Raw genomic sequence first — 12,153 nt, 5'->3', positions numbered from 1 at the left:
GCTACTTTTTACGCAGATTACGTCCATCTATTTCCTATCTATATGCTAACCAATTATGCAGCGGGGTGATTCTATTGAAAAAACCAGTCAGGCTTTTGTCCTTTACCCTGGCGCTGACGCTCTTTCTTACTGCATGCAGCGAAGAGCCCGGCCAGGAGAGCGGCGGTAACGAATCGGAAGAACAGACGAGCGAACAAGCAGCAGAAGAGGAAGGTGCTGCAGACGCCGGAGAGCAGGCAGAAGAAAATGACGAGAGTGCGGAGGACGGGGCCGCTTCCGGCAGTGAAAACGACGAAACAGCGGAAGAAGAACAGCCGGAGGACGCTTCGAATGAAGAGGACGCCAGCGACACCGAAGAAGCATCTAACGGTAATTCCTCTGATAACAGTGAAAGCAACGATGAGGAAGCAGCATCAGACACCGAGTCCGACTCTGCTGAAGAAGATACCAACGCGACAGTAACCAACGTTGTCGACGGCGACACCATCGATGTGGATTACGAAGGAGGCGAGGAGCGCATTCGTCTCATTCTCGTCGACACACCGGAGACGAAGCATCCACAGATGGGCGTGCAGCCATTCGGCCCGGAAGCTACAGAATTTACGACAAGCGAGCTGGACGGTGAAGACGTGCGGCTTGAGCTCGGCGTCGAAGAACGGGACTACTACGGCCGGCTGCTTGCCTACGTATTCGTCGATGGTGAAAACTTCAACCAGCAGCTGATTGAGGAAGGCCTTGCCCGGGTAGCCGTCTATCCGCCAAACACCGAATATCTTGACGAATTTGAAGCCGCGGAGGAGGAAGCCCGGTCGGCCGGCATCGGCATCTGGTCGCTCGAGGATTATGTGACCGACGACGGGTACGAGGAACAGGACGAGGAATCACAGGAGTCCTCCGGGGATTCCGGCTCTGCGGAAGAGTCCGGGTCCTCCGACAGCGAAAGCTCCTCTGAAGACGTGTATTATGAAAACTGCGACGCTGCCCGTGAAGCCGGAGCTGCCCCTGTGCGCGAAGGCGACCCGGGCTACGGCGGCCACCTGGACCGTGACGGGGACGGCGTCGGCTGTGAAACGTAAATAAAGTAAAAATAGAAAGCAGGTCCCGGCAGCATATGCCGGGCCTGCTTTCTATTTGTGGAAACGGCCTCCCTTAACTCTGAGGCAGTACCTCCACATAGTTTTCATGCGTCGTAATATACGTGCCGGACAGGAGCTCAAACAGATCCGAGCGTTCCTCCATCGGCACGCGGCGCTCAATCGTAAACGCCTCTCCTTCGGTAACTTTACCCGCAACGGCTTCGCTGTCCCAGGACGGTTCGCTGCGGTAATTCACCTGGCTGGCAATCACCCGGAGCAGGTCTCCCTTTCCGCCGACGTTGGTGAGCGGCCCCGCTGTACTGTCGACGACACGGCGGGCCCCGACGTAGCGCGACTGCCAGTAGTCCCGCGTGGAATCGGCGAATGCCACTCCGGTGGAGCCCTGCGCGCCCAGAAACGTCTGTCCATCCACATAGAAGCCGACATGGGTCACGTCGTTATGGTTCAGATCCTCCGAGCGGGTATCCTTCCAGAACAGCAGATCTCCCGTTCGCAGATCTTCGTCTGAAATCGGCGTGCCTGTTTCCGACTGGCTGGCTGCGGTCCTCGGAATAATCTCGCCAGTGACGTACTCAATCACGTAGCGGACAAAGCCGCTGCAGTCAAAGGTGTCCGTGCCGTTGCCGCCGAATTCATATGGCGTGCCGAGATGATCCTCCCCGTACGTAATCAGCTGATGCCCCAATGTTTGTGCCAATGCTCATCATCCTTTCCTGAAGCGAGTAGGTGCCGGCTTTTTGCCGTCCTATACAGTAAAGGAACCCGAATGGTCTTTTTTACAACCATCCGCCGAAGTTTTTTTAATCGATTGAAAAAAGCATCCGCCCGCAGGCAGATGCTCGCACTTAAATGAAATTGACGCTGACGCTTGTTACTTTTTTGCATTCCACTTCGGTGTTGAACCATTCGCTGAATGCTTCGGACATTTTCAGGTCCTGCTTTTTTCCTTTTTTCAGCTTTTCAATAATTTCATCCACGCTCGGGGTCTCGTTGGACTTCGGCACAATCAGCCGGTCCCCGTCTTCGATGAAAAAGATAATAGATGTGTACATAACGATCCCTCCCAAATTTTTAACGCCGCCATCCATTTTACATTTAATCAGGGAAAACGACCACCAATTAAGAAAAAATGGCGCCGCCGCAATCAGATTTGTCCGGCCCGGTGACGCTCCCAGCTGCAGGCGAACACCTCCCCTGCCTCCCACAGATCGCTTTCATGATGCCACCCCGAGCGGAGCGGCGTAAATTTAACATAATACCATTCCGGTCCCTGATGGTGATTTTGAAGCATCATTACACCCCACTGCTTCCTCGTCTCGCTGAACACGCGCATACCTGGTTCGTAATTCACAGTAACCGCCCCTTTGCCTTCTTCATTTTAGCTGTACGTTCAAAAGGCACTCCGCAGGCGTATTTGACAACCCCCTCCTCTATTTTCCTGTGATACAATAGGCTTAACAAATGACGGGAGGCGGAATACAATGGCTTCCATAATTGCCGCTTTAATTGTTATATACCTCGGTTGGACAGCTTACGCGAAAAAGAAACAGGCAAAGCAGGACTGACCCCGTTGGAGGGGAAACGGGGTTTTCTGCGGGCCGGCACTAAAACGGCATAGATGTGCCTGCTCATTCTTTCGAGGGGGGATGCTTAGTGGGCGTTTTTCTGATTAGTGTCGATTTAATCAACAACACCAAAACCAGCAACTACGACAATCTGCTTGATTTAATTACGCACTTGGCCGCAAACGACAACGCAAGACAGGTTACCCGGAACGTCATCGTGTTTGAGAGCTCCCGGGAGACAGCAGAAATCAGACAGGCGGCGGATGCTTTTTTAAGGGGCTTAAAAATCAGCGGCGAAATCTCTAAATACCATTTTATTTTAAGCAAAGTCAGTGAGCTTGAATTCAAATCGAAAGAAGAACATTTCTTAAAAATGATTAAACAGGCGAACCGCCTGTAGTGACATTGGGATAAGCAGTATATCCAGGGGGAGTTTCATGCAGAAAAAAAGAAAATGGCGGCGGCTGCCCGGGCTCCGGACAGGCACAAGGTGGAAGCTTGTGACAGCCTCACTGGTTTACGCGCTTCTTCTTGCCGGTGTCATCGCCGCTGTCTTAGGGGGAGAACCGGCAAGCAACTCGGAAGAAAACCTGCGTGAAGAAGAGCCAGAAGCGACTGATGAGGAGACAGCGTTAAAAAGCTGCAGCGATTTCGAAGACGACCAGCACCTGTATGACTACTGGACGGAGCACGAGTTCAGCTCTGAAAATGATCCCGGCGGTCTTGATGCCAATAACGATGGCGTACCCTGCGCAGTGCTGTCCGAAGACATGAACGATGAATTTACGGCTTATGAAAAAGAACAGACCGGCGGGGCTCCTGAAGCAGAGGTACCTTCGTATACAGTGCACGAAGGGGAAAACGCGGCGTACGATCATGGGGTTTATCTGAATTATTATGTAATCCCGGACGCAGATCCTGTGTCGATTGATGAAACAGATATTGATACCATCAGTGACGAAGTGATCATGGAGGTGAAAGACCAGGAAGAATTTCACCTGCTGACGATCAACTTTGTGGATGCCAAAAAAGCGATGGATTACGGCAGCTACATTTACGGAAAAACGGATTATTTCCCTAACGGGGAAATCGCGGCGGCAGAAAATTATGAACCTGGCGACTACAGCGACCACGAGATCAACACGTTTTATGGCTCCATGAACAATGAAGGGCTGCCGAAGCAGCGGGAGGAATACCCGACCAAAAAACAGCTGGACATGTACTTTTATTGGGCGGGGCCTGCGTACGATGAAAGCACGGGTACCAGCCCGGTAGAAGCTACCGCCGACAAATTTGACGTTTCCGAAAAAGAGGTGGAGCGGGCCGTTCAAAAAGCGAGCAACCGTTAACAGCAGGAAGTCCGCTCTTTTAATATTTTTGACATTATTTCTATCCAAGGACTCATTAATGAATACAGTTCATCCGATAAAGTACTTGTGGGATGAATGTTTCATCCCGCTCCTGAGACCAGCCCCGTGTTCCCCGCGGGGCTTTTTTATTAACAGAAAAGCCTCAATCTGCAAAAAAAGGACTATTGCCTCGTGATTTTAAAATGTAAGCGCTTTAAAATTGAAACTGTACCACTTCTCTAAACCATCTCCCTGGATGAAAGATACGACTGGAATTTGCAAAGGTATATTCCCTCAGTTTGCCCTGTGTACGCACAGGGTCTTTTTCGTTTTCATGCAGGAAAGCATACTAAGCAGAAAACCGGCTTCAGTGACTTACTCCAGTAAATAGCTTTGAAAGGTATAGGCGATGATTTTTTCCAGATCATTCTGCTCCAGCTCTTTTCCGTCAGCTGCATCAATTCTCCACGTGCCTTCGTTTCCATTCGATAAATACAGCGTGTCAAACGGCTTTTCCCCGCCTGCAATTTCCTTGTTATGCCTGTTTGTCTGAAAAACAGCTTTTGCATTAAATTCCTCGCTCTGTGCCCTGTCAAATTCCACGCGAAGATTGGTCAACTCCTGGGCAGCATTGGTTTTGTCCCCGCTGCCGTATTCATAAACTACAGACGCTCCGCTCTCCGCCTTTGTTTTATTCACAGGCACGTCGTGATCGTGTTCCAGCGTATCACTTGAACGATCCAGTCCCATTTCGAGTTCCTCTATCTTTGCAGTTATTTCTTCCTCTTTCATATAAATCCCTCCCACTACTAGTAGTGGTCACTATTGCCTTTAACCGGCCGGAAGAAACCTTTTGTTTTTTAAATTTGCTAATACGTACTCATTGTCACCGGCCGGGGTCAGATTAAGGAATATGCATCTTTTCTTTAGACACATAAAAAAGCGCTCCTGGCAGAGCGCCAAAGCATTGAAAATATTAGCAGCTTATACCTTGATAAATCCTGGTAAAAGAACCTCTTCGTCGATAACTGGTATCACAGCCAATGACGTTTCTTCTTTGGTGAGCAGGACTGAATTGCCGTTATAACTCGTGACCTTATACTCCTTTCCACTATTCCTATCGCGGTACGTGTCCCCTACCTGTATCGTCTTTGTCATTTCAATCCCCCTAAAATAGTAGTGTCACTCCATATCTTTCGCCAATTCCGGAGGATTTCCTTCTATTTCCTTACATTAATTCATAAAAAAGGACAATCGCAGGAGTACCGGAGTATTTTGTAGTGGCAGCGCACGTTCTATTCCCGAACATATGAATGCAAAAGTCCTAACAAATTTCTTAAGGTTTTTTGCCCTACAAACAAAAGAAGCTGCGCAAAAGCATGAAAATCCAAATAGCTTTGTACGGCGGCTTCGATGGATTTGCCCCAAATACGGAAGTTCCATTGGTTTTAGGGGACATCGCGGAGGATAGCGATATTGAGATTGAAAACGAACCGCATCAGGATGTTGAACTCGAATCGTCGGATTAAATGAATGTGGATGGCCAGAGGTGCTCGGGGGTTAATGCAGTATGCGCCAGTTAATTTGAGCGAATACATGCTGCAGTTTTTTCTACCCTGAAATTTTCTTCACCCGCCACCGATAAATAAGTTTGATTATTAACGTTAGGATTAAAGGAATCGCAAAGAACGACAGCGCTCTCCCATCGATAGAATCCGAAATATAATACAGGCTGAACATAATTAAAAATATTACGAGAAAAATATATATCGTGTTTGTGATAATCCTGTTAATGCGTATCATCCTGTGGGCCTTTTCCTCAGGATCCTGCCGAAAGTGTGGGGCTATAAATAACCCGATGGTAATGCCCCCGATTGTCTGGCCGGTAACAAACGTTTTATCCAGCTCTCCATTGAATATGTAGCTCATAATAATACTAATTTGGGTGCTTCATTACTTCGCTGCAAGTTTTGCTTTTCAAAGTTCCGTTCCGCTTCTTTAAAGCGCTCCATGTTCCTCCGCACCCTTTCCCGCCTCAGCTGCTCCTCCGCTTCATTTAGCTTTCTTCCCTGCATTACTATCCCACACGCTGGCACCATTTAATACACCCCTCTCAGTCGGTAGTTTAAGTCATTCTTCGGTCCGGTGATCGTCACCAGGAAGGATTTGCACATCTGCACGATCCGGGATGCAAGCGCGTCGTCCACATCCACGAGCTCTTCCATGATCAGCTCCGTGGAAACGAGAATCGGCAGGTGATTCAGATACCGGTGATTAATCACGGCGTACATCTGCTCGATCTGCCAGGCAGTGGCCCGGGGAATTCGCTGATACCCGTCCTTCGTCCACTGCTTCACCGGCTTGAACAAATCATCGATAAACAGCACATCCGCTTTTTTCATACGCTCCATTTTCCGCTCCAAAAGATTAAAGTCGTCCCTCAGATCGTTGAACCCTTCAACGTACGGAAAATACTGGACGGATACACCCTGCTGCTGTTCGTCCCCGTCCTCGATCTTTTTACGCTGCATGAGATTATTGCTGAGCGCCGTCAGAATATGCGTTTTTCCGCAGCCCGGAGCCCCCATAATCAGCATGCTGTTCTCCCGCTGCTTCCGGAGATCCTGATAATTGCTGTAATAGGCGAGCGCAGCTTCCTTCATACTCGCTACCTGCGGATCCACGTTGTCGGTCTGAAACTGCCCGAAGGTAACGTTCCGAAAGCTTTCAGTAATTTCACTGAACTGGAGCAGCCGCTGTGTCCGGCGCTCGCGAATACATGGGCATATGACCCATTTTTCCACTCCATCCACCTTTTCCAGCCACTCGGTCTGGTCCTTGCATACCGGGCACTGGTAATCATCCTCCCGGTCGGTGCCATCCGCGGCCGAGAGCGGATTGCTTTTCACTTCCGCTGCTTTCTTTTCGAGACTGTCGAGTACCTCCTGCATGCCTCTGGCTGTTCCGTCCATGTCGGCGTGCCTCCTTCTGCTGTTTTTTCGTTTCTTCGTATTCCTCTACATCATCAAGCGTGCGGCAGCTGAACCGCTGCCAATCATTCAGGATCCGCTCGGCGTATTTCAGGCTGCGGCCGCCCTGAAGAATGGTAGTCTCCGATGCCCGAAGAACGATCTCCGGGGACATAGCCTCGCACCAGTCACCCAGCCGCTCCCGGTGATAGGCCGTCATCGTCCCGCCAAAACTCTCTTCGTAAAACCGGACAACAGTGCCGACGGCGCGGGGACTACTGTTTAATTCATCTGTCGAATTCAACTGCAAATCATCTGTTATGGAATCCGACACTTTGTCCAAATCCGGTTTAGTGACAGATTGTTCGGATGCAATAGAGCACTTTGTCATAATAGAATTCAACATTTTGTCGTAATCCAGTGCGTAGTGAAGCGTCGGCGCCCCGTTCGCTTTTTTCAGCCTGGTGGTGACCAGCTCTTTGTTGATCAGCTTATCGATCGACCCTTTGATTTTGCGCCGGGTTAATCCAGTCTCCGCCTCCCATTCTCCGTAGCTTTTATAAAAGAAGCCGTCGGTGCGCTTTGTTTTGTCGGCGTAGAACACGAGCTGATTTAAAACCAGCGCCGTATTCAAATCCCCGTCCAAATATTCGATAAAGATACGCGGCACCGTGATAATATGATCCTGTCCGCTCATTTTTTTATGATGGCCCGCAGTTCCTGATGCTTGCTCACGCTTTTCACCTCTTTGTGAATGTTAGAGAAAACAACGAGTTTATTTTTCATCTTCCCCATGTTGTATATTGTATGGATTGTTCGTTTCGGGGGATAAAAAAATATTATGTAAGAGGAATTTTTTCTATACCTGCCTCACGTGGAAGCCCTGGTTCAACCCGGCCTTCATTTAAGCATGAAAAAACCCGCTACTCGGTATCGTAGCGGGCAGCCCCTTCCTTCTTCCACATCGCGTCGATGATGGGTAATTCACTCAGGCGGGTGATAATATATTCTTTTTGGCGGTACGTTTGAATGCTGTAAAATAATTCCTCTTCGGTTTTAAATGAATAAATTTCTTCCCCGTAATACGCATTGACGATTTCCTTGTACGCTCCAATGAGAATTTCATTGGTTTTTCCACGCTTAGTGTAAGCAAAGTTACTCATTTTATCACCTTCTGCCTACACATTATCATAGTATTCTACCTTTTTATCATTACATTTATTTTACAAAGTTTGGCTGCTCCAGCTGCTGCAGCTCCTCCACACGCTCGGTGTATTCATCGTGCGGAACCTCGCCTTTATCGTACTCCTCCTCCAGCGCCAGTTTCTCCGTAATTAAATGGGCTTTATTCATTTTTATCATTCCTTATTTTTTAATTATGGTTCTTTACCTTTTTATAAAGGGGAAGCAAACGTCTTAATTCAACTTCAGTATGAAAGTCATGCAGAGAAGTGTTAGAAAATATCTTTTTATAGCTTTGCCCACCATTAAGATCAAATAATTTTAATTTAAAATCAAGGACTTATGATGCAGGAAATACTTTGAGGGTACGTACGTTTGCTGTTAAAATGAAATAGATTCAATAAATTACATATACAGGGGGGAAATTCCATGAAGAAGTATTTATTAATGGCGGGGATTGCTACTACGACGATTGCGCTAAGCGCCTGTGGCGGTGGTGAGGATTCTGGCTCAGAAAATGGAAACGAGGATTCTTCTAATGAAGAGAGCGGAAGCGACGAAGAGAACAACCAGGAAGAATCATCGGGGGATGAATCTTCTGATAGCGATGACAGCGAAGGCGAAACCATGAGCGAAGAAGAGAACGAGAATCAAGAAGCACAGCCAGGCGATACCGTAGAAAGTGAAGCTGGGTCGTTCAATATGGTTAAACGCACTGACGATATTGGCACGGTTGAGACAGGTCCCCTTGAAGCTACTTTTGAATCTGCAAAAGTGATTGATGGTGAGTTAACAGAAGAATACCAGGATATCTTAGAGACTGACAGCGAAGATCTTACTTACATCCAGTTAGATATGTCTGTCGAAAACACTCAGGAAGAACCTGTTAATTTTTATCCGTCCCAGGCTACTATTACGACAAATAGCGGTGAACAGCTGGATCCAGATGCCTTTTTTGGCGAACACATTAATGGAGAATTCCTGGATGCAGTGACGCAAGAAGGATATAACGTGTATGTGCTTGAAAACTCAGAGGCAGAAGAGATTGAAGAAATCACTGTCCGCATAGGTGCACCCACCGATGAAGATTTTAATGAAGTTGGGGAATCGATCGAACAGACCATTACATTTGAATAAAATATCCACTCCCCTGCTTTACGGCAGGGGTTTTATTCTAATCCTATAAATATTTTGAATCTGAGTATGTTTCAAAGTATTAATATTCCAGAAAGAGCCGGGGTGAATAGCTGTGAATAACTACGAGGCAGTAGATACAGAGCTAAAGAAACATGGGAAATTCGCTTTTAAGACATTAGAAAAAGAAGCAAAACTTCTATCGGAAGAGTTAGAGAATGATGAAAAATTAATTGCTCTATGTGTATCTTCAAAAATGATGGACGATTTTAAATTGCTCGCTTTAACAAATTCTCGATTTGTTTATATTTTTACTACAGGGATCAAAAAACCAAAAGTAATTAATTATTCTACTTCCGAAGGGATATTCGCTAATATTCATTTTGATTCAAAAAAGATTAAGTTTGTTTTTAATGGTGCAAATGAAGAAATGGTTTTGCACTTTCCCAAGAATGAATCGAACTACCAGGCTGCTCAAATTATAGCGAATGAAACAGATAAAAACATAGAAGAAAATTTGGCAGCTCCTGCTTCTGAACTTCCTGAGAGTAAAATATCTAAAAAAGTATCGTTAGAATGCGTAAATGGACATAAAGAGGTTGGTCTCTATGGTAAAGCAGCTAAATTGATTCAACTGGAAACTGGGGATGTTTATTTTAAAGAGTTAGGGAGAAACGCCACTAGCTTTTTTGAATTTTATGACTATGATCGCACTAAGAATATTAAAAGATCACAGTACAAAGCGCTTCAGAGCGCTGATTTAGGGCTTTTTCTTCGCGGAGAGCGAGGGGCTAATGCCATGGCTATTGGTTCCACAGCAGGTGAAGATTTATCCACTGCTGCCCTCTTTCTCGTTAATAAAGAAACGAAAGAGAAGCATGTGGTTATTGCCAAGTGCGACAGTAAAAAGTTCAGCAAATTATCTGAGTTTAAAACATCCGCCCAACTAGATTTTGGCGACTCCGAGGAAAAAGACACAAGTTACGATAAATACGACGAAATTGAGCGCATCTACAACCTCAAAGAGAAAGGAATTCTATCGGAAAAGGAATTTGAAACAGAAAAAGCAAAGTTGCTGAAATAAATCTTATAATTAAGTACGATAAAACAAAAAATAGGACACCAAACCACAGCGTTGTTCCGTCATTCAGTATCCTCCAGTGGGCTGGTAAAACTTATTAATGAATTACTTTGTTTATGAAAATAGCTTGTTCTTTTTCTAATTCACTAATTTTTTTAACTTCGTTTACGATCATATTTTGTCTATAATTAAATTTATTTATTATATTAAAATATAATAACCGATTAATATAATTCACAATGAAAGGGACAAAGGCCACATAGATTGTTTTACTAATATCAGCATCCTTTTGACTGGTCAAAGATGGCAAATAATTCATTTGATTTTTTTTCGTTCTATAGGCTTCTCGCGTAGTAATTAAATGCAAAGATTGATTCAAATAAGTAGAAAGTGTATCAGGCTCATTATCAAGAGCGTACCTCTGTTTATGCAGAATTTTAACTTCCTCTCCAGTTATCCCGTTAAATGTATCTTGATTGGCTTCCACTAGTTGTATCATGTTATCTCTTATTTTTTCTTTCACTTTTTTCTTTGAAGGGTCTATAACATTAAGGTCATTAGAGATCATTGCTTCTACTACTTCTACAGCATTAAAACTTAGATATTCTATACATGCGAGTAAATCTCGAAATGGCTTTCTTATTAGAGAAAATGAGATGCTTAAATCCTTATTTTGAAAAGCTGCATTTGCGTAACTCAAGGAGGTTATTATTTCTTCCAGGCAATCAAAGAATATGATTTCAGCTAAAACACTTTTGTCATTTTCATCTGCTTCAGCAAAAGTTATCCTTGAGTGATGGTTATTTTGATACCTAGAAAAATTTATTAAGTTTTTATAATTCTCCATGTTTCTTTCGATCAATTTTATATACTCTTTTTCTAAATCTTTAGTAATTACGGCGAACTCACTCAAAACTCTTCCCCCTCATCCCATTCCACCCGTTTGACTTTCCCTTGGTGTGTGACAATTCTGGTCTTGCCATGAGCCGGCAGCGTACACGTCCCTGCCCGACCACTAACACCATCGGTTCTTCTGCTTTCAGTATATCAAAATTTAACTACTCTATATGTTTATCCTATGTGATTTTGTGATTTCTCTCATTCGTTTGTTAATCAAAATGTCTCCTTGTGCTAAAATAAATCCAGAAAAAATGTGAAAGGATTTTCATTTTGACTGAGCTTATAAATAATAATTTCGATTCTTTTCTCGCCCTGACCGCTCTATTCATTTCAATACTTTCTCTAGCACGAACAAGAAAAACATTAAATGTTGCTTTTAGCGATTATGTGCAAGACGTACAAAAAGGAGAGATATTCTATGATTTTATAGAATCTGACGGCAGAAATATTATTTTTGAAGCTAGTTGGAAAACTCAAGTACAAATTACTAATCCTAGCAGTATCGATATTGGGGTATTCGATTTAAAAGTTTTTAAAAATAATATACCAGTGAAAATTTATACTCAAGAAACGATCGAACCTTCTGAAGTTGAAAATAATCGTTTAATATTTAAAAAACCAATGTCAGGGCAACAAGAGCTCATTCGTCTCCCTCCAAGTGATGCTTTTACAATAAAAGCTCATTCTAGTTTGGTTCTAGACATAATATTTGTGGATAAAAGAAATTTCGATACGGCTATAGTGACCTTCAATTCAGCAATGCGAAAACACTTTTATGATTATTTTTTATTTCGTAAGAACCCACCATTAAAAGAGTATAAAAAACAATACAATTTAAAAAAATAAAAACCTAAATTTGCCTTATCTTATACTGAT

18 protein-coding genes are annotated in these 12,153 nt (G+C 44.7%); 7 read left to right on the top strand and 11 right to left on the bottom strand.

The features are described from left to right. Positions 1-74 precede the first annotated feature (74 nt). A complete protein-coding gene (locus ACTRXI_RS01905; RefSeq protein ID WP_474260796.1) occupies positions 75-1,076 on the top strand; it encodes a thermonuclease family protein in 1,002 nt (333 codons plus the stop codon). Between the two features lie 73 nt (positions 1,077-1,149). Here ACTRXI_RS01905 and ACTRXI_RS01900 read toward each other — a convergent pair whose 3' ends face one another. The 3 genes from ACTRXI_RS01900 to ACTRXI_RS01890 all read right to left on the bottom strand — a co-directional run bounded on the left by ACTRXI_RS01900 (position 1,150) and on the right by ACTRXI_RS01890 (position 2,448). Further along, a complete protein-coding gene (locus ACTRXI_RS01900; RefSeq protein WP_474260795.1) occupies positions 1,150-1,794 on the bottom strand; it encodes a C40 family peptidase in 645 nt (214 codons plus the stop codon). Between the two features lie 148 nt (positions 1,795-1,942). After that, entirely contained in the window at positions 1,943-2,149 is a 207-nt protein-coding gene (locus tag ACTRXI_RS01895; protein ID WP_079476428.1) for a hypothetical protein, read from the bottom strand. A gap of 92 nt (positions 2,150-2,241) precedes the next feature. Continuing rightward, complete coding sequence (locus ACTRXI_RS01890) at positions 2,242-2,448, bottom strand: hypothetical protein (RefSeq protein WP_474260794.1); 207 nt, start codon at positions 2,446-2,448, stop codon at positions 2,242-2,244. Positions 2,449-2,750: 302 nt separating this feature from the next. Between ACTRXI_RS01890 and ACTRXI_RS01885 the strand changes: the two genes are divergently transcribed. Then, entirely contained in the window at positions 2,751-3,062 is a 312-nt protein-coding gene (locus ACTRXI_RS01885; protein ID WP_474260793.1) for a hypothetical protein, read from the top strand. Positions 3,063-3,099: 37 nt separating this feature from the next. After that, positions 3,100-4,011: a hypothetical protein gene (locus tag ACTRXI_RS01880; RefSeq protein WP_474260792.1), complete on the top strand. Its 912-nt coding sequence runs from the start codon at positions 3,100-3,102 to the stop codon at positions 4,009-4,011. A 375-nt stretch (positions 4,012-4,386) separates the two neighbouring features. Here the strand turns inward: ACTRXI_RS01880 and ACTRXI_RS01875 are convergent, their stop codons facing one another. Both ACTRXI_RS01875 and ACTRXI_RS01870 read right to left on the bottom strand, forming a co-directional pair. Then, on the bottom strand, positions 4,387-4,803 hold the full coding sequence (locus tag ACTRXI_RS01875; RefSeq protein WP_474260791.1) for a hypothetical protein: 417 nt from the start codon (positions 4,801-4,803) through the stop codon (positions 4,387-4,389). A gap of 192 nt (positions 4,804-4,995) precedes the next feature. Continuing rightward, positions 4,996-5,169 (bottom strand): hypothetical protein, encoded by a 174-nt coding sequence (locus ACTRXI_RS01870; protein ID WP_474260790.1) that lies wholly within the window; start codon positions 5,167-5,169, stop codon positions 4,996-4,998. A 221-nt stretch (positions 5,170-5,390) separates the two neighbouring features. Here ACTRXI_RS01870 and ACTRXI_RS01865 point away from each other — a divergent pair, with 221 nt between their 5' ends. After that, a complete protein-coding gene (locus ACTRXI_RS01865) occupies positions 5,391-5,540 on the top strand; it encodes a hypothetical protein (RefSeq protein ID WP_474260789.1) in 150 nt (49 codons plus the stop codon). 570 nt (positions 5,541-6,110) lie between these two features. Here ACTRXI_RS01865 and ACTRXI_RS01860 read toward each other — a convergent pair. The 4 genes from ACTRXI_RS01860 to ACTRXI_RS01845 all read right to left on the bottom strand — a co-directional run bounded on the left by ACTRXI_RS01860 (position 6,111) and on the right by ACTRXI_RS01845 (position 8,333). Further along, entirely contained in the window at positions 6,111-6,983 is an 873-nt protein-coding gene (locus ACTRXI_RS01860; protein ID WP_474260788.1) for a DnaA ATPase domain-containing protein, read from the bottom strand. After that, positions 6,871-7,677: a DnaD domain-containing protein gene (locus ACTRXI_RS01855; protein ID WP_474260787.1), complete on the bottom strand. Its 807-nt coding sequence runs from the start codon at positions 7,675-7,677 to the stop codon at positions 6,871-6,873. Before ACTRXI_RS01855 ends, ACTRXI_RS01860 begins: the two co-directional genes overlap by 113 nt. 226 nt (positions 7,678-7,903) lie before the next feature. After that, positions 7,904-8,143, bottom strand: a complete 240-nt coding sequence (locus tag ACTRXI_RS01850; RefSeq protein WP_474260786.1) for a hypothetical protein — start codon at positions 8,141-8,143, stop codon at positions 7,904-7,906. Between the two features lie 55 nt (positions 8,144-8,198). Further along, positions 8,199-8,333: a hypothetical protein gene (locus ACTRXI_RS01845; RefSeq protein WP_474260785.1), complete on the bottom strand. Its 135-nt coding sequence runs from the start codon at positions 8,331-8,333 to the stop codon at positions 8,199-8,201. A 258-nt stretch (positions 8,334-8,591) separates the two neighbouring features. Here ACTRXI_RS01845 and ACTRXI_RS01840 point away from each other — a divergent pair, with 258 nt between their 5' ends. Together ACTRXI_RS01840 and ACTRXI_RS01835 are read left to right on the top strand one after the other, a co-directional pair. Further along, complete coding sequence (locus ACTRXI_RS01840) at positions 8,592-9,299, top strand: hypothetical protein (RefSeq protein WP_474260784.1); 708 nt, start codon at positions 8,592-8,594, stop codon at positions 9,297-9,299. Between the two features lie 112 nt (positions 9,300-9,411). Further along, positions 9,412-10,380, top strand: a complete 969-nt coding sequence (locus tag ACTRXI_RS01835; protein ID WP_474260783.1) for a hypothetical protein — start codon at positions 9,412-9,414, stop codon at positions 10,378-10,380. A 94-nt stretch (positions 10,381-10,474) separates the two neighbouring features. On the opposite strand, the gene ACTRXI_RS01830 is transcribed toward ACTRXI_RS01835, so the two are convergent. Both ACTRXI_RS01830 and ACTRXI_RS01825 read right to left on the bottom strand, forming a co-directional pair. After that, entirely contained in the window at positions 10,475-11,290 is an 816-nt protein-coding gene (locus tag ACTRXI_RS01830) for a hypothetical protein (RefSeq protein WP_474260782.1), read from the bottom strand. Beyond that, positions 11,287-11,346 (bottom strand): hypothetical protein, encoded by a 60-nt coding sequence (locus ACTRXI_RS01825; protein ID WP_474260839.1) that lies wholly within the window; start codon positions 11,344-11,346, stop codon positions 11,287-11,289. The genes ACTRXI_RS01830 and ACTRXI_RS01825 overlap by 4 nt, the downstream gene beginning before the upstream one ends. A gap of 201 nt (positions 11,347-11,547) precedes the next feature. Between ACTRXI_RS01825 and ACTRXI_RS01820 the strand changes: the two genes are divergently transcribed. After that, a complete protein-coding gene (locus ACTRXI_RS01820; RefSeq protein ID WP_474260781.1) occupies positions 11,548-12,123 on the top strand; it encodes a hypothetical protein in 576 nt (191 codons plus the stop codon). Positions 12,124-12,153 lie beyond the last annotated feature (30 nt).

The sequence above is a fragment of the Marinococcus sp. LNHM4E3-1 genome, assembly GCF_056034405.1.
The sequence above is the reverse complement of the archived record's forward strand: the minus strand, read 5'-3'. Positions and strand labels throughout refer to the sequence as shown.